The organism is Streptomyces sp. NPDC058279, assembly GCF_042881255.1.
GTDB lineage: Bacteria > Actinomycetota > Actinomycetes > Streptomycetales > Streptomycetaceae > Streptomyces.
The window spans coordinates 209,208-225,558 of the sequence record NZ_JBHVYA010000010.1; the positions used below are offsets into that span (position 1 = coordinate 209,208).

Here is a 16,351-nt window from a genome sequence, read left to right on the forward strand (position 1 = left end):
GTCAGCCCTTGCTGACCGCCGTCAGGATTTCCGGCAGGCGGCGGAAGGCCATGGGGGCCGCCAGGCGCAGGCCGGTCCAGGCCGCGAGGGTCGCCCAGGCGATGCCCAGGGGCAGCACGAGCCAGGCGAGGGACCGCTGCTCCGGGCTCGTCGCGAAGTACACCGTCAGCGCGATCACCGGGGCGCAGATCACCGCCGAGGCGAACATGCCGCCGAAGATGCCCATCCAGGCGAGCCCGCCCTGGCCCGGCGCCACGTTCTTGAACGCGCCGTCCGTGGGGATGGAGTACGGGAAGCGGGCCGAGGCCAGCGCGCCCGTGCACAGCATCGCGCCCAGCAGGGCCAACGCGAGGCCCAGCGCCGCCGGGAAGTAGGTCCAGTTGCCGACCAGCCCGGCGGTGACCGAGGTGACCAGCACCGTGTACGGGACGGTGACCAGGGCCAGCGCCGCGGCGCGGGCCCGCATCTCGACGAACACGTCCCGCGGGGTCGTCAGGGTCTGCGCGACCATCCAGAACGCGGAGGTGTCCTGGCCGAACTGGTTGTACATCTGGATGCCGAGCATCCCCGTGCCGAAGCAGGCGAGGTAGAGCGAGCCGGTCCCCTGGAGGGCGTTGAACACCGGCACGATCAGACCCATCGCCAGCGCCGTCACCCACGCCGACTTCGTCTTCGGGTCGCGCAGCACGTACCGCAGGGTGCGCTGCATCGCGGCGCCCGTGCGGCCCCCGGGCAGCAGGCCCCAGACGCCGGCGCCCGCGTCCCGGTCCTCGCGGGGGGCGGCGGCCGCGAGGGTCGAGCCGTCCGGGGTCACCATGAGCCTGGTCAGGCTCCGCTCCCAGAACCACATCAGCCCGGCCAGGGCGGCGAGGGTGATCACCAGTTGGGCCCCGGCGACGGCGTAGTCGCCCCGGCTCGCGGAGTCCACCATGCCCACCGCCGTCGCGGGCGGCAGCCAGCGGATCACGGCCTCCGCCGGCTCCAGGTGGGCCAGTCCGCCCGGTTGGCCCAGCCGCTGCGCCGCGAAGTTGGCCATCTGGGCGCCGATCGCGATCAACAGCCCGCTCAGCAGCGCGAGGTCACGCCCCTTGCGGCTCGACAGCAGCCGTACGTTGGCGGTCGCCACCGCCCGCGCCAGGGTCACGCAGCCCAGCAGCAGCAGCGGAACGGCCACGACGGCGCACACCGCCCCGGCCGCGCCCCGCGCCACCGCCACCACCGAGCCGACGGCCAGGCAGAGGGTGAACAGGGGCCCGATACCGACCAGCGAGGACGCCAACAGGGCCCGCACCAGCGGACGCGGGCGCAGCGGCAGCATGACCAGCCGGCTGGGGTCGAGGGTCTCGTCGCCGCTCGGGAAGAACAGCGGCATGAAGCTCCACGCCAGCGCCAGGATCGCCGCGAGGATCACGACGACCGTTCCCGCGTGCGCGTTGCCGTGCAGCAGGGCCAGCCCGAGCGTGACGAAGAAGCCCACCACCAGCGCCAGCGCCAGGGTGCCGAACCAGGCCGCCTTGCGCTTGGAGGAGCCCTTCAGCCCGTTCTTGAGCAGCGACAGCTTGAGCCGCACGAAGAGCGGTGTCAGGGAGACGGCCGGGACGGCGGTGCCGGGCGCGGTCACCGCGGCGGTGGTGACCGGGGCGCTCATCGGCCGCCACCCAGCCAGTCCAGGGAGTCGCCCGCGGCCCGGTCCCGTGCCCCGACGAGTTCCAGGAACGCGTTCTGGAGCGAGGGCGCGTCACCGCGCACCTCGGCCAGCGGGCCCGCGGCGCGGATGTGGCCACCGGCCATGACGGCCACCCAGTCGCACAGCGACTCGACGAGTTCCATCACGTGCGAGGAGAACACGACGGTGGCACCGGACGCGGTGTAACGTTCCAGCACTCCGCGGATGGTCTGCGCGGACACCGGGTCGACGCCTTCGAACGGCTCGTCCAGGAACAGCACTTCCGGGTTGTGCAACAGCGCGGCCGCCAGGCCGATCTTCTTGCGCATGCCCGTCGAGTAGTCCACGACCAGCTTGTGCTGCGCGCCCGCGAGGTCCAGCACGTCCAGCAGCTGCGTCGCCCGCTTGTCCGTCTCCTCGCCCGACAGCCCGCGCAACCGGCCCATGTATCCGAGCAGTTCCCGCCCGGAGAGCCGCTCGAACAGCCGCAGCCCCTCCGGCAGGACGCCGATCCGCGACTTCGCCTCGGTCGGGTCGGCCCACACGTCGTGGCCGGCGACGAACACGCGCCCCATGTCGGGGCGCAGCAGTCCGGTCACCATCGACAGCGTCGTCGTCTTGCCTGCGCCGTTCGGTCCGACGAGTCCGATGAACCGGCCCGCCGGGATCTCCAGATCGATGCCGGCCACGGCCACTTGCTCGCCGAACCGCTTCCACAGTCCCTCTATCCGCACGGCGGCGGGCGGCACGGATCGCGCGCCCCCCGTCCCGCCGTCCGTCCCGCCCGTCGCATCACCCTGGTCCGGCATGCGCCTGCCTCTCGTTCTGATCCCCGTGGTCGTACGTTCCTCACCATAGGAGGAGGGGCGAGACGGCAGCAGTTACGTATGTCATGAACCCGCGTACGTCATGGACTCAGGCGGTGTGGCCGGCGCGGGCCGCGGCCGCCTGGCTGCCGCACGCGTAGGCGAGCGCGTCGATCAGTTCCTCGGTGTCCGGCAGCCACCGGTTCGCCGGGGTGGGCTTGCGGGCCCACTGCACCGGGCCCCGGCCGCCGTAGCGGGTGGGCGGCGCGGCGACGTACTCGCCCTCGCCGCGCGCGATCATGTCGATCGCCGGCGCCGACCAGCCGAGCTTCCGTACCAGGTCCGGCACCTTCGCCCCCGCTCCGGGCAGGACGAAGAACAGCATCCGGTGGTCGGGGGTCAGGGTGACCGGGCCGAGGGTGCGCTGCATCCGCTCCAGCCGCGCCACCGCGTGGATGCCGGCGGCGGAGGGCACGTCGATGGCGTCGAAGGTCCGACCCGTCGGCAGCAGGATGGCGGCGCGCGGCTGCTTCGCCCAGATCCGGCGCACCTGCACCGCGCTGCCGGTGGCCAGCGCCGCCCAGTCCTTCACCGCCGGGTGGGCGCCGGGCGCCGGGCATTCGAGGTCCCCGCAGGAGCACACCTCCCGGCCGTCGCCAGCCTCCAGCCAGGTGCCCGCGAAGACATCCCAGTGCCGTTCTTCCGCGTACCGCACGGCATGGTCCAGCAGCTGCTCGCCGCGCTGCTTGGGGATGGGTGCGGTCGCCGTGACTCCGATGGTCTCTTCCACGCCCATCACAACTCCCGCACACACCCGGGGTTACGGGCGTAAACCGGCCCGTGGGCGGAGCATCGATCCTGCAAATGGGGCGCACGGAAGCATGCGCGGGGGCGCGTAGGAGCCCGGGGCGCGGTCCGTGGGTAGCGACACCACGCAGAGAGGAAGATTCTCCGCACATCAGGCGGGAAGTGATCATTCCATCGCTCTCCCGCGGCTTCAGGGGGTTTTCATGGCAGCCAGGCCACTCCTCGCCCGTCAGCCGAACGAACGGCTGCAGGCGCTCATCCAGGAAGCCGGGTGCTCCAATGCCGGGCTCGCCCGGCGCGTGAACATGTGCGGGGCCGAGCACGGCCTCGATCTCCGCTACGACAAGACCTCCGTCGCCCGGTGGCTGCGCGGTCAGCAGCCCCGCGGCCGGGCACCGGGCATCATCGCCGAGGCGATCGGGCGCAAACTCGGTCGGACCGTCACCATCGACGAGATCGGGATGGCCAACGGCAAGAACCTCGCCTCCGGTGTCGGCCTGCAGTTCTCCCCGACCGTCGTCGGCGCGATCGAGCAGGTCAGCGAGTTGTGGCGGAGCGATGTCGGCCGTCGTGACTTCCTCTCCGGCTCCAGCGTGGCCGCCTCGGCCCTCGTCGAACCCAGCCGGGACTGGCTGATCACCGGCGCCGACCCGCAGGTGGCCCGCACCAGCGGCTCGCGCGTGGGGATGCCCGACGTCGAGGCGGTACGGGCGACCACCGAGGCCCTCAAGGAACTCGACCACCGCTTCGGCAGCGGGCACGTGCGCCCGGTGGTGGTGCACTACCTGAACTCCGTGGTGTCCGGGCTGATCGGCGGCTCCTACCGGGAGCCGGTCGGGCGGGCACTGTTCGCGGCCGTGGCCCGGCTGACGGAGCTGGCGGGCTACATGGCGGTGGACACCGGCCAGCCGGGCCTCGCCCAGCGCTACTACATCCAGGCGCTCCGGCTGGCCCAGGCGGCCGGCGACCGCGCGTACGGCGGCTACGTCCTGGCCGCCTCCATGAGCCACCTGGCCGCCGAACTCGGCAACCCGAGGGAGATCGCGCAACTGGCGCGGGCCGCCCAGGAGGGCACGCGCGGGCAGGTCACCCCCCGGGTGGAGGCGATGTTCTACGCCGCCGAGGCGCGCGGGCACGCGCTGCTGGGCGACGCCCGGGCCACGGCGGTGCTGTCGGGGCGGGCGGTGACCGCGCTGGAGCGGGCGGAACCCGAGTCCGGCGACGACCCGGTGTGGATCCGGCACTTCGACCAGGCGTACCTCGCGGACGAACTGGCCCACTGCCACCGGGACCTCGGCCAGGCCGACGCGGCGGTCCGGCGGGCCGAGGAGGCCCTGCGCGGCCTGCCCGAGACCAAGGCGCGGCGCCGGGCGATCGGGCTGCTGCTGCTGGCGGCGGCCCGGGTCCAGCAGCGGGAGGTGGAGCAGGCGTGCCAGACGGCGGCGAGGGCCGCCGAGTTGCTGGACTCGCTGCGGACCCGGCGCGGGACGGAGTACCTGGAGGATTTCCGGACCCGGCTGGAGCCGTACCGCGAGGAGGCGGCGGTGCGGGAGTTCACGGCGCGGCTGGAGGTGGCGGCGGTCTGAGCCGGGGCGCCGGAGGCGGAGCGCGGCCGGCGGGGTGCGGGCGGCGGGTGCGGGCGCGGGCGCGGAGGTAACCGACCGGGCCGGCCGGTGACCGGGTAGCGTGGGCCGACGGTTCCGTACGTGCGGACAGGTCGGTGAAGGAGTTCCCGGTGACGGAGAGCGGACAGGGGAGCGGTCATGAGGCCGCCCCGCAGGCCGGTGCGCCGTGGGGCCCGGACCCCGGGCACGGGGCGCCGCGACCCGGTGACGGGACGGGTGCCGAGCAGGGCTCGCCGCAGCCGGGGCGGCAGGAGTACCCGGGATACGGGGAGCGGGAGCCCGGTGCGCCGGGCGGCGGCCCCGCCTACGGGTACCCGGCGCAGGCGCCGCCCGAGTACGCGGCCGGGCCCGGGTACGGATATCCGCAGCCGGGGCACGTGGTCGGCCCGGGCTTCGAGGGGCCGGGGGACCCGCACGGCTACGGGTACCCGCCGCTGCCGGAGGCGGTCACCCAGTACATCCCGCCCATACCGGGCACGCCGGTCCCGGTCGAGCCGGCCACGCAGTACATCCCGCCGGTCGTGGACGGGCCGGCCCACCACCAGGCGGCGACCCAGTACATCCCGCCGGTCCCGGCCGCGCCCCGCCCTCACCAGGCGGCGACCCAGTACATCCCGCCGGTCCCGGCCGCGCCCCGCCCTCACGAGGCGGCGACCCAGTACATCCCGCCCGTCCCGGCCGCGCCGGGCCACAACGAGGCGGCGACCCAGTACATCCCGCCGGTGGTGGACGGCCCCGGTCATCACGAGGCGGCCACGCAGTACATTCCGCCGGTCCCGGCCGCGCCGGGCCGGCACGAGGCGGCCACGCAGTACATTCCGCCGGTCCCGGCCGCGCCCGGGGACGCCGCGATCCAGGGTTTCGACGGCCTGTTCCGCGACGACGACCAAGCCGGCAGCACCCAGCAGTTGCCGAAGATCCAGGAGCCGCTGCCGGCCCGGGCCCCGCGCGCGCGGGGCCCCGTAGGGCCTCCCGCCGGACCGGTACCGCCCCGGCAGCAGTACGCCCCGCCGCCCCCGCCGCCCGGCCCCGGCCCCGCTCCCGCGCCCGCCCGCAAGGTCTCGACCGGGGTCATCGTGGCCGCGGTCATCGGCCTCGCGGTGGCCGGGCTCGGCGTCGGCTCGTTGCTCGGCGACGGCGGCAAGGCCGCCAACAGCGACCCGGGCGCCCAGGCCCCCGCGCCGACCGGCTCCGGGGCGGCGGCGGCCGGTGACGCCCAGGTCGACCCGGCCCGCGCGCAGGCCGTCCAGCTCGACAAGGTGCTCGCGGACAGCAACGAGAGCCGGGCGGCGGTGATCAAGGCCGTCGACGACATCAAGAGCTGCCGCAATCTCGACCAGGCGGCCCTGGACCTGCGCGACGCGGCCAGCCGGCGCGAGGACATGGTCACCCGGCTCCAGGACCTGAAGCTCGACCGGTTGCCGGACCACGCGAAGCTCGCCGCCGCCCTCACCAAGGCGTGGAAGTCCTCGGCCGCCGCCGACCGGAGCTACGCGGGCTGGGCGGACGACGTCGGCCACGACAAGGGCAAGTGCAAGGACGGCAAGGCCAAGTCCACCGACAACGCCGGCGCCGGGAACAAGTCCAGCGGCGAGGCGACGCGGGCGAAGGAGTCGGCCGCGACCATGTGGAATTCGATCGCGGCCAAGTACGGCCTCACCCGACGGGACAAGACCGAACTGTGACGGCCGCGGCCCCGGGTTCCCGGAGCCGCCCGGGCCTCACGCCGCGCGGGGGGCCTGCTCCAGGGTCGGCGTCATGTCCTGCGGCTCCTCGCCCGGCTGGGCGACGAGCCGGCCCTGCCGGACGATCTGGAAGGTCACCCGCCCGTTGGAGATGCGCGGGAACCCGGCGACGGCGCGTACGTCCTGGTGGCGCCAGCTCAGTTCGGGCGTGAGGCCGCCGGTCTGGACGCCCGCGGTCTGGTTGAGGGTCTTGGCGACCTTGCGCGCGGTCACCTCCTCGTCGGCCTTCAGCCGGCCGACGATCTGGTTCAGCACGGTGTACGCGATCCAGGTCGTCTGCGTTCCGCTGTCGTCGGGGTCCACGCTGTCGTCCCCGAAGGCCTGTTCGGAGATCACCTTGCGCATCGGCCCCCACAGCGGGTCGCCGGCCACCGGGTACCAGCTGGTGAGGTAGGCGCCTTCGAAGGGGCTCTCCCGGCCGCCGGTGCGGTCGACCAGCGCCTGGCTGACACTGCCGAGCACGGAGGCGATCTGCGGTTTCTTGCGCTTCTCGTCGGTGCGGCGGAAGGCGTCGAGGAAGGTCTCCGTGCGCTCGCCGAGCACCGCCGTCACGCAGCCCCGCTCCTTGGCGGCGGGGCCGGTGGTGTCGGCCAGTGCCTCGCGGGCCTGGGCCGTGTAGTCGGCGCTGTCCTCGGCGGCCCGGATGTCGGCGGCCTCGGGCACCTTGTTGGCCTGGAGCCCGGCGTTGAGCAGGACGGGCATCGAATCGCCCACGAGGGTGTCGGGGCGGACCAGGGCGACCTGGCCGCACGCCTTGCCGAGCTGGTGTCCGGCGCCGGCGAGGAGGACGGGCTGGCCGCCGTTGACGGGGTAGGAGAGGGTGCTCTCGAACTCCTCCGAGGAGACCCCGTAGCCGCCGATGAAGGGGATGCCCTCGGATTCCAGCGGGGCCATGAACGCGCGGCCGTGCTGGCTGTACGAGCCGACGACCGCGACGGCCTTCTCGGCGACCGCCTCGCGCGCGCAGTCGGCGGCGCCGGTCGGGGTGTTCTGCTCGTTGCAGGTAAGGACGCGCAGCTTGTGGCCGTTGATGCCGCCCTTGGCGTTCACCCAGCGTTCGTACGCCTTGGCCATGCCCACCATGCCGGGCATGTTGGTCGCCTTCGTGCCCATGGGGGCGAAGGTCAGCACGGTGATGGTGCCCCCGGAGCCCCCCGAGCCCCCGGGGACCACCCCGCATCCGGCGATGAGACACGCACCCATCGCCGTGGCCAGGAAGGTGCGGGACAGATGGGTCGTGCGTCGCCGGTCGGTCATGTCCACGCACCATTCCGCCCCAGGGGGAACACGGGCATGAGGTGTACACAACATGGGGTGACCGGGAGGTGAATTGCGAGGGCGCGGTCACGCACAGGTGCTTCAAGATCGCGCCAAGGGGGAACGTACGATCGAAAGCGTGACATTCGCCCAAGGTTCGAAGAACTCTTCCCGCCGCGGCGGCCGCTCCTCCACCATGGGCGGCATGCCCCTCAACGACATGCCGTGGTGGCGCTGGCGCAGCAACGTGCGCTCGGCGCTGCACATGCTTTCCGACCCGGTGTTCCAGGAGGAGGTCTGGCAGGCCGGCGTCGAAGGCTACGGCGACGTCACCGACGCCGTGTACCGGCTCGTCGAGGACACCTGGCTCGACAGCTGGTCGGCCGAGAAGTACGTCGGCACGATCTTCCGCGACTCCGGCGAGGCCGCCCTCGTCGACGTGACGGTCCTGCGCGTGCTGCGCATCCTGCACCAGGTCGGCCCGGACGCGCCCGTGTCCGCGTACCTGGACCACCACGGCTGGCCCGAGGCGGTGCGCGCGGCGCGCGAGGCGCACGTACGGCTCGCGACGGCGGACGGGGACGATCCGGACGCCGCGCCGCGCTCCCTCGAACTACTGAGGATCGTCACCCGCGCGGTGTGAAAGGCTTTGCCGTCATGAACGATGACCCGCAGCGCCAGGCGCAGCCGCAGCAGTACGTCCTCACCCTCTCCTGCCCCGACAAAAAGGGCATTGTGCACGCCGTGTCCAGCTACCTGTTCATGACGGGATGCAACATCGAGGACAGCCGGCAGTTCGGCGACCGCGACACCGGCCTGTTCTTCATGCGGGTGCACTTCGAGGCGGACGCGCCGGTCACCGTGGAGAAGCTGCGGGCCAGCTTCGCCGCGATCGGGGACTCCTTCCAGATGGACTGGCAGATCCACCGCTCCGACGAGCGGATGCGGATCGTGTTGATGGTGTCGAAGTTCGGGCACTGCCTGAACGACCTGCTGTTCCGGTCGCGGATCGGCGCGCTGCCGGTGGAGATCGCGGCGGTGGTCTCCAACCACACCGACTTCGCGGAGCTGGTCGGCTCCTACGACATCCCGTTCGTGCACATCCCGGTGACGAAGGACACGAAGGCGGCCGCCGAGGCGGAGCTGCTGGAGCTGGTGCGCGCGCAGAACGTCGAGCTGGTGGTGCTGGCGCGGTACATGCAGGTGCTGTCGGACACCCTGTGCAGGGCGCTGAGCGGGCGGATCATCAACATCCACCACTCCTTCCTGCCGAGCTTCAAGGGCGCGAAGCCCTACCACCAGGCGCACGCGCGGGGTGTGAAGCTGATCGGCGCGACCGCGCACTACGTGACGGCCGACCTGGACGAGGGGCCGATCATCGAGCAGGAGGTCGAGCGGGTGGGCCACGAGGTGACCCCGGAACAGTTGGTCGCGATCGGCCGGGACGTGGAGTGCCAGGCCCTCGCCCGCGCGGTGAAGTGGCACAGCGAACACCGCGTGCTGCTGAACGGCACGCGTACGGTCGTCTTCGCCTGAGGCGCGGCGGCCCGGACCCGTTTCCGCGGAGGACCCCCTCCTCACGGAGGGCTCTTCCCGTCCCACGGAGGACCCCATTCCCATGCAGCCCCGCACCGCGACCGCCGAGGACGTGCCCGAACTGGTCCGGCTGCGCGCCGTGGCCCTCCACGGGCTCGGCGTCGACCCGGGGAGCGAGGACGCGCCCTGGCGGGAGAGCGCCCGCGGCTGGTTCGAGGAGCGGGTCGACGGCCGGCGGCCGGACTGCACCTGCCTGGTCGTCGGAGGGAAGCCGGGGGAGCCGCTGCGGGCGGCGGGCCTGGCGTGGGTGACGTACCACCTGCCCGGGCCGGTGTGGACGGACGGGCGCCGCGGGTACGTCGACGGGATGGTCACCGACCCCGCCGCCCGCGGGCAGGGCCACGCCGGGCGGATCGTCGCCGGGCTGGTGGAGTGGCTGAACGGCCTCGGCGTCCGCTACGTCCAACTCCACGCCAGTGCGGCCGGCGAACCCGTGTACCGGGCGGCGGGGTTCGTCGCCGCCCGGTACCCGGGAATGGACCTGATCACCGCCCCGGCGCCGGCTACCGGCGGCCGGGCCCCAGGCGGTCGCGTTACAGGCGGCTGAGCGAAGCCGCCGCGAAGAGCACGTCGCGGATGGCCTCCCGGTCGCCGTGCTGGCCGGCCGCCGCTTCCTCCGGGGAGATGTGCCCGGCGGCCAGTTGGCAGAACTCCAGGCCGTCCAGCGCGATCTCCGCGACCGTGTGGTCCGACGAGGGCTTCGCCGCGGGGGAGTCCAGCGCGATGTCCCAACCGCCGCCGCCCGCGCCCTCGATCTCCAGGTGCAGGGTCCGTCCCGGCGCGCCCGCCGCGACCAGGCCGCGCGCCGGCCCTGCCAGACCGGCGCGCCGCCGCTCGGCCAACGCGCTCGGCAACAGGCGCGCCGCCAGGTCGATCATGCGGTGCAGATGCGGTCCGGACGGCGGCTCGTACGGGTAGTCCACCGCCTCCGCGATGTCCCACGCGTGCACCCAGCACTCGAAGGCCCGCTCCAGGAACGCGTCCCCCAGGGGCAGGGCGAAGCCCCCGTAGTCCACCGCCAGCTCGGCCACCCCGTGACCCGCGAAGGAGACCGTACGGACCAGGGTGTGGCCCTGCTCCCGCCACGGCTCGCGGACCTGCCGGGTCGCCGGGTGCCGGGCGGACTCCCAGAAGAACTCGGTGCGCTCCGTGGTGCCGCCCGAAGGCGCCTGCGGGCCCAGCGGGTCGTCCAGCCCGAGCGCCGTCGCGACGAGCCCGTCCACCGTCAGCAGATGACCGATGACCCCCGCCACGGTGGTGCGCCGCGACAGACGCCGCTCCTCCTCGAACCACTTGAGCCGTACGGGGGTGTGCCACTCCGAGTCGCCGAAGTCCCGCAGCAGCGCGTCGAGCCGCGCGGTCTCCGTGTCGTACGGGGTCGCCCACGCCGGGACGGGGATGCGCGCCGGGCGCTTGCCCAGGCAGTCCTCCAGCACCCGCGAGCGCAGCAGCGGTTTCAGGTCCAGGCTCTCCTCCGGGTGCAGGAGCCCCACGGCGTCCCGCAGCCGCAGCGCCTCCTCCGCGCAGGGCGCGCACTCGGTCAGATGCTCCTCGACCGCCAGCGTCTCCTCGGCGGAGCAGGCGGCCAACGCCCACGCGCCGAGCAGGGATTTCAGCACGGCGTGCGTGGGCGGTGGGGTGGGCGCGGCTGCCGGTTCCCACCCGGTCACGGCCTCCGGCGCGGGTGTGGCCTCCGGTGCCGGTGCGACCTCCGACAGCGGCCGGGGGCCCGGCAGCGGGTCGAGGTCGTCTGCGGCACCGCGCGGACCCGGTATCCGCGCCGCACCGCCCACGGGCCGCTCGTAACCGTCGTCGGGCGCTTCTTCGGCGGGGCCGGTCATCGGGGCGTTCCATATCCGGGCGGGCCGTATCCGGGCGGGGCGGTGTCCTCCCGGGGGAGGGCGTTGGCGGTCGACAGCAACTGGAGCCCGAGCCGGAGCCGGCGCCGCGCCTCGTCCTCGCTGATCTGGAGGTCGGCGGCGGCCTGCCGGTAGTCGCGCCGCTTGAAGTACGCGAGTTCCAGCGCCGAGCGCAGCGGCGCCGGCATCGAAGTGACGATGTAGTCCGCGCGGGCGGCGGCGTTCGCGCTGCGCACCTTCTGCTCCAGCTCCTCGCGGGAGCCGCGGCCCAGTTCGGCCTGGCGCAGCCGGGCCACGGCCTGCCCCTGGGTGATCCGGGCGACCCAGGAACGCAGGGAGCCCTGCTTGGGGTCGTAGGCGTCCGGGTTCTCCCAGATGTACCCGAAGACCTCCCGGGTGATCCGGTCCGCGGCCGTCTCGTCGCCCAGCACCCGGTGCGCGAGGCTGTGTACGAGCGAGGCGAAGCGGTCGTACAGCTCGCCGAGCGCGGCGGCCTCACCGCGGGCGAGGCGTTGCTGCATCCGGCGGTCCCAGCGCGGTGGTACGTCCTTCGGCATAGTGCCCCCAGCCCCCAGCCGTGTGTCGACCCGACGAATGTAGTCGGCACACGGCGGGATGCGCCCGTCTTTGGGGGAAGCCCGCCCGGGAAGTGTGGCCCTCGTGGTACGGGGCGGCACAGACCGGGCCGGCGCCACGGGCCCCCGCACGAACGGAACATGACGCCCGCATAGGCACATCTGTACGCGCCCCGCCGCGCTTCCCGTGCGCGGGTTCGATGCGGCCGGCTCCCCGACACCTCGGCTTAACGTGCGGGCCACCGAGGCCGTACGCTCCTGCCTTGTCTTGAACTGCGCCTCTCGACCGCGAGTCCGCGCCGCAGCTCTTGACCGCACCTCAACTGCACCCACACGCACATGTGAAGGCGGAACGCCGAATATGGACAGCGCAGAGTACGAGCGCAAGATCGCCTCCCGATTCGCCACCTTCGACCAGGACGGCTCCGGCTACATCGACCGGGAGGATTTCGGCGTCGCCGCGCGGGCCGTGCTGGCCGAATTCGGTGTCCGGGCCCGGTCGGACAAGGGTCAGGCCGTCTTCGCCGGCGCCGAGGCGTTCTGGCAGGGCATGGCCGGGATCGCGGATGTCGACGGCGACCAGCGGGTGTCCCGCGAGGAGTTCGTGACGGGCGCGGTGAAGCGGCTGCGCGACAACCCGGAGCGGTTCGCGGAGATCGCCCGGCCGTTCCTGCGCGCGGTGATCGCGGTGGCCTCCGAGGACGGCTCGGCGGCCGGTGCCTCCCCGGCGGCGGCCGGCCGGGTCCTGCGTGTGCTCGGCACCCCGCCGGAGTTGGCGGCCCAGATCGGCACGGCCCTCGACGCGGACGGCGACGGGCTGATCTCCGAGGAGGAGATCCTCGCGGCCTTCGCCGGCTACTGCGGCGTGGCCGCCCCGGACGCCTGACTCGGACGCCTGACTCGGACGCCTGACCCGGACGCCTGACTCGGACGCCTGACCCCGGGGGCGGGGCGCCGGGGCGTGGTTTCACGTGGAACATCAGCCGCGGCGCTCTCCCCGGAGCAGGGTCGCGGCGATGGCCATCGCGGTGAGCAGCAGACCGGCCCCGATGCCGAAGGCCAAGTGGTAGCCGCCGGTGAGCGCTTCGGCGGAGGTCCGGCCGGCGGAGGCGAGGGAGGCGGTGCGGGAGGCCGCCAGGGTGGACAGGACGGCCACGCCGAGAGCCATGCCGATCTGCTGGGTGGTGTTGAACAGGCCGGAGGCGAGTCCCGCGTCGTGTTCGCCGGCCTGTGACATGGCCAGGGCGGTAAGGGCCGGCAGAGCCAGGCCGAAGCCCGCGGCGAGCAGCATCACCGGCAGCAGGTCCCGTACGTAGTCGGCGTGCACCGGCAGTCGGGTGAGCAGACCCAGCGCCACGACCAGCAGGCCGAGCCCGGCGGACAGGACGGCGCGCTCACCGAAGCGGGAGTTCAGCCGGGCCGAGACGCCGAGCGAGACCGCACCGATCACCAGGGCGGCCGGCAGCATGGCCAGACCCGTCGCGCCGGCCCCGTACCCCGACACCTTCTGGAGGTAGAGGGCGACGAGGATCTGGAACGAGAACAGCGCGGCCACCATCAGCATCTGCACGAGGTTGGCGCCGACCACGGCGCGCGAGCGGAAGATCCGCAGCGGCATCAGGGGGGTACGGGCCGTCGCCTGGCGCGCGGTGAAGGCCGCCAGCAGGACCAGGGCCAGCGCCCCGAGGCCGAGGGTGTGCGCGGAGGACCAGCCGTACTCCTCCACCTTGACCACGCTGTAGATGCCCAGCATCAGCCCGGCCGTGACGAGTACCGCGCCGAGTACGTCGGCCCCCGCGCGGGTGCCGGCGGCCGCGGGCGCGGTGGACGTGGCGGGGGCGGTGGACGTGGTCGGGATCGCGGGAACGGCCAGGAGCAGCGCCGCGAGTCCGATCGGCAGGTTGATGAAGAAGATCCAGTGCCAGTCGAGCGCGTCGGTGAGGACCCCGCCGAGGACCTGGCCCAGCGAGGCGCCCGCCGCGCCGGTGAAGGAGAAGACGGCTATCGCCCCGGCCCGTTCCCGGGGTTCGGTGAACAGGGTGATCAGGATGCCGAGGCTGACGGCGGAGGCCATGGCACTGCCCACGCCTTGGAGGAACCGCGCGGCCAGCAGGACGGCGGGGGAGGCCGCGTACCCGGCGAGCAACGAGGCGGCGGTGAAGACGCCGGTCCCGGCCAGGAACATCCGCTTGCGGCCGATCAGGTCGCCGAGCCGGCCCGCGAGGAGCAGGAGGCTGCCGAAGGCGATCAGGTAGGCGTTGACGACCCAGCTCAGGCCGGCGGGGGTGAAGCCGAGGTCGTCCTGGATGGCGGGCATCGCGACGGTGACGATGCTGCCGTCGAGGACGGTCATCAGCACGCCGGTGGAGAGCACGGCGAGGGCGGTCCAGCGGGAGCGGAAGCGGGGGCCGCGGGCGGCGGCGGGCAGCGGGGTGCGCGTGATGGCGGACATCGGTCTGTCTCTCTCTCCGGTTGGGCGGGCGGAAGGCCGAGCGATGATGAGACCGTAGCAGATAGTTTCGTTACAGACGATATATCTCGGACCTAACGGTTAGGCTGGGTCCATGACCGCGATGTCGCCCGCCCGGACCCAGCCCGATCTCTCCTTCCTCCTGGACCACACCAGCCACGTCCTGCGCACGCGCATGGCCGCCGCCCTCGGCGAGATCGGGCTCACCGCCCGCATGCACTGCGTCCTCGTCCACGCGCTGGAGGAAGAGCGGACCCAGATCCAGCTCGCCGAGATCGGCGACATGGACAAGACGACGATGGTCGTCACCGTCGACGCGTTGGAGAAGGCCGGACTGGCCGAGCGGCGCCCCTCCACCAAGGACCGGCGGGCCCGCGTCATCGCCGTCACCGAACGGGGCGCCGCCGTCGCCGCCGAAAGCCGGCGCATCGTCGACCAGGTCCACGTCGACGCCCTCGGCTCCCTCCCGCCCGCCGACCGCGAGGCCCTGCTGCGCGCCCTCGGCCTCCTCGCGCAGGGCGCCCTCGACACCCCCTCCGACACCCCCCGCCCGGCCCGCCGCGCCCGCCAGTGACGCCCGCCGGTGCCCATGCCGAGGGGGACGGGTCGAACCCGGCCACCCGCGGGCGGGCGCACCGCCTGGTGGACCGCATGGTTGCCATCGACTGGCGGGCCGCCGGGTACGACTTCGAGCACGGCGCGTCCCGGGCGCGGCTCATGCGCGAATACCTGCGCAGGGCGGCGCTGTGGGTGGCTGAGCTACGGAAGGACGGACCTCGTCCGTTCTTCGGTGCCGGCGACCCCGACCACTGGCCCTTCTTCGACATCGCCGCCCGTGTCGATCCCCGGGTACGCGCCGAAGAGGCGATCGCGGCCCGGCTGGACGCGTTCCTGTCCGAGCACGCGAGCGGATTCCTCGTCGGGACGGTGTGCCGTGCGGCACTGCACTGGGCCTCGCTTTCCGACGAGTCCCTGGCCCGCTACCCGCACCTGCCGGACCCCTTCGAGCCGCTCGTCCTCCTCCTGGAGCGGGGCGGCGGCTTCTCGATCGAGAACGGCTTCATCGACTTCGTCGCACACCGCGTCCGCCTCACCCGATGGGAAGACCACGTGACGGCTCCACCGATCGCCTTCCTCACCCGGGATGCGCTCGACGCGCTCGACGCCTTGGACGCCGAATAAGTCCCTCGGCCAGGCGGCGATTTCGCGCCATTGATGCGGTATTTGAAAGGCGCAGCACCGAGGCTGTTGAGAGCATTGGTCATACTTGTAGTCGTTGTTTCGTGACGGGGGTGTGGGATGAAGTTCGACATGGGGACGCAGGTTCTGACGAACCTGATGTCGGGGTCGCGGACGTCGAGTACGGATCTGGGGACGTTGATCCGGCAGTTGATCGCGGCGGCCCATCCGCTGGAGGGCAAGTTCAACGGTCAGGGCAAGGTCGCGTTCGACTCGTTCAAGGAGCACTCGGACGGGATCACGAAGGAGCTGAACGCGGCGTTGTCGGCGATCTTGGGTGGTCAGTCGGGGATGGAGCAGGCGTTCGGGACCGGTGACCACGAGCAGGGTGACAACGCGCGGCAGCAGATGTCTGCGGCGAACTTCGACGCGGCGCGTTTCGCCGGTCGCTGAGGGTTGTAGGTCTCTTTCATCCAGTACGGGGAGTGTGGTGTGTGATGGCCGGTGGCACGGACCGTCGTTCGTATGACACGGGTGCGTCGACCGAGGCGCAGGGCAACATCCAGGTCGTGATCGGGCAGTTGGAGCAGGTGATCGCGGCGCGGGACGCACAGGTGAAGGCGGCGATGTCGGATTTCGCGGCGGACGGCGTGGCGGACGAGTACCACGGTAAGGAACTGCGCTGGAAGAACGCGTCGCAGGAAGTGAAGAACATCATCCACTTGCTGAAGTCGACGCTGGAGAAGAACGACGCGACGGCGGCGCA

At 72.8% G+C, this 16,351-nt stretch carries 17 protein-coding genes; 10 read left to right on the top strand and 7 right to left on the bottom strand.

The features are described from left to right. Position 1: 1 nt before the first annotated feature. From ACFVXJ_RS20930 to ACFVXJ_RS20940, 3 genes are all read right to left on the bottom strand, one after another. Positions 2 to 1,648 (bottom strand): transporter, encoded by a 1,647-nt coding sequence (locus ACFVXJ_RS20930; RefSeq protein ID WP_389663582.1) that lies wholly within the window; start codon positions 1,646 to 1,648, stop codon positions 2 to 4. After that, a complete protein-coding gene (locus tag ACFVXJ_RS20935; protein ID WP_389663584.1) occupies positions 1,645 to 2,475 on the bottom strand; it encodes an ABC transporter ATP-binding protein in 831 nt (276 codons plus the stop codon). The genes ACFVXJ_RS20930 and ACFVXJ_RS20935 overlap by 4 nt, the downstream gene beginning before the upstream one ends. Positions 2,476 to 2,581: 106 nt before the next feature. Continuing rightward, positions 2,582 to 3,268, bottom strand: coding sequence for a bifunctional DNA primase/polymerase (locus tag ACFVXJ_RS20940; protein ID WP_389663586.1), 687 nt, complete (start codon positions 3,266 to 3,268; stop codon positions 2,582 to 2,584). A 214-nt stretch (positions 3,269 to 3,482) separates the two neighbouring features. Between ACFVXJ_RS20940 and ACFVXJ_RS20945 the strand changes: the two genes are divergently transcribed. Next, entirely contained in the window at positions 3,483 to 4,865 is a 1,383-nt protein-coding gene (locus tag ACFVXJ_RS20945) for a transcriptional regulator (RefSeq protein WP_389663588.1), read from the top strand. Positions 4,866 to 5,014: 149 nt separating this feature from the next. Next, positions 5,015 to 6,589 carry a hypothetical protein gene (locus tag ACFVXJ_RS20950; RefSeq protein ID WP_389663590.1) on the top strand — a complete coding sequence of 525 codons (1,575 nt, stop codon included), beginning with the start codon at positions 5,015 to 5,017 and terminating at the stop codon, positions 6,587 to 6,589. Positions 6,590 to 6,625: 36 nt separating this feature from the next. Here ACFVXJ_RS20950 and ACFVXJ_RS20955 read toward each other — a convergent pair whose 3' ends face one another. Continuing rightward, a complete protein-coding gene (locus tag ACFVXJ_RS20955) occupies positions 6,626 to 7,906 on the bottom strand; it encodes an ABC transporter substrate-binding protein (RefSeq protein WP_389663592.1) in 1,281 nt (426 codons plus the stop codon). A 196-nt stretch (positions 7,907 to 8,102) separates the two neighbouring features. Between ACFVXJ_RS20955 and ACFVXJ_RS20960 the strand changes: the two genes are divergently transcribed. From ACFVXJ_RS20960 to ACFVXJ_RS20970, 3 genes are all read left to right on the top strand, one after another. After that, complete coding sequence (locus ACFVXJ_RS20960) at positions 8,103 to 8,549, top strand: hypothetical protein (protein WP_389663621.1); 447 nt, start codon at positions 8,103 to 8,105, stop codon at positions 8,547 to 8,549. A gap of 14 nt (positions 8,550 to 8,563) precedes the next feature. After that, positions 8,564 to 9,442 carry a formyltetrahydrofolate deformylase gene (purU, locus tag ACFVXJ_RS20965; protein WP_389663594.1) on the top strand — a complete coding sequence of 293 codons (879 nt, stop codon included), beginning with the start codon at positions 8,564 to 8,566 and terminating at the stop codon, positions 9,440 to 9,442. A gap of 82 nt (positions 9,443 to 9,524) precedes the next feature. After that, a complete protein-coding gene (locus ACFVXJ_RS20970) occupies positions 9,525 to 10,049 on the top strand; it encodes a GNAT family N-acetyltransferase (protein WP_389663595.1) in 525 nt (174 codons plus the stop codon). On the opposite strand, the gene ACFVXJ_RS20975 is transcribed toward ACFVXJ_RS20970, so the two are convergent. Continuing rightward, positions 10,036 to 11,343 (bottom strand): maleylpyruvate isomerase N-terminal domain-containing protein, encoded by a 1,308-nt coding sequence (locus tag ACFVXJ_RS20975; RefSeq protein WP_389663597.1) that lies wholly within the window; start codon positions 11,341 to 11,343, stop codon positions 10,036 to 10,038. The genes ACFVXJ_RS20970 and ACFVXJ_RS20975 overlap by 14 nt on opposite strands. After that, the gene (locus ACFVXJ_RS20980; RefSeq protein WP_136217034.1) at positions 11,340 to 11,918 is read right to left on the bottom strand and encodes a sigma-70 family RNA polymerase sigma factor; all 579 of its coding nucleotides are present in this window, start codon (positions 11,916 to 11,918) and stop codon (positions 11,340 to 11,342) included. The genes ACFVXJ_RS20975 and ACFVXJ_RS20980 overlap by 4 nt, the downstream gene beginning before the upstream one ends. A 379-nt stretch (positions 11,919 to 12,297) precedes the next feature. Here ACFVXJ_RS20980 and ACFVXJ_RS20985 point away from each other — a divergent pair, with 379 nt between their 5' ends. After that, entirely contained in the window at positions 12,298 to 12,822 is a 525-nt protein-coding gene (locus ACFVXJ_RS20985) for an EF-hand domain-containing protein (RefSeq protein WP_389663599.1), read from the top strand. A 93-nt stretch (positions 12,823 to 12,915) separates the two neighbouring features. On the opposite strand, the gene ACFVXJ_RS20990 is transcribed toward ACFVXJ_RS20985, so the two are convergent. Then, positions 12,916 to 14,388, bottom strand: a complete 1,473-nt coding sequence (locus ACFVXJ_RS20990; protein ID WP_389663601.1) for an MFS transporter — start codon at positions 14,386 to 14,388, stop codon at positions 12,916 to 12,918. Positions 14,389 to 14,500: 112 nt separating this feature from the next. Between ACFVXJ_RS20990 and ACFVXJ_RS20995 the strand changes: the two genes are divergently transcribed. The 4 genes from ACFVXJ_RS20995 to ACFVXJ_RS21010 form a co-directional block, all read left to right on the top strand. After that, on the top strand, positions 14,501 to 14,980 hold the full coding sequence (locus tag ACFVXJ_RS20995) for a MarR family winged helix-turn-helix transcriptional regulator (RefSeq protein ID WP_389663603.1): 480 nt from the start codon (positions 14,501 to 14,503) through the stop codon (positions 14,978 to 14,980). A 77-nt stretch (positions 14,981 to 15,057) separates the two neighbouring features. Then, the gene (locus tag ACFVXJ_RS21000; RefSeq protein WP_389663604.1) at positions 15,058 to 15,588 is read left to right on the top strand and encodes a hypothetical protein; all 531 of its coding nucleotides are present in this window, start codon (positions 15,058 to 15,060) and stop codon (positions 15,586 to 15,588) included. A 117-nt stretch (positions 15,589 to 15,705) separates the two neighbouring features. Then, positions 15,706 to 16,038: a hypothetical protein gene (locus ACFVXJ_RS21005; RefSeq protein WP_136213611.1), complete on the top strand. Its 333-nt coding sequence runs from the start codon at positions 15,706 to 15,708 to the stop codon at positions 16,036 to 16,038. Positions 16,039 to 16,082: 44 nt separating this feature from the next. Then, positions 16,083 to 16,351: pore-forming ESAT-6 family protein (locus tag ACFVXJ_RS21010; RefSeq protein ID WP_389663606.1), on the top strand; the 269-nt coding region annotated here is incomplete at its 3' end.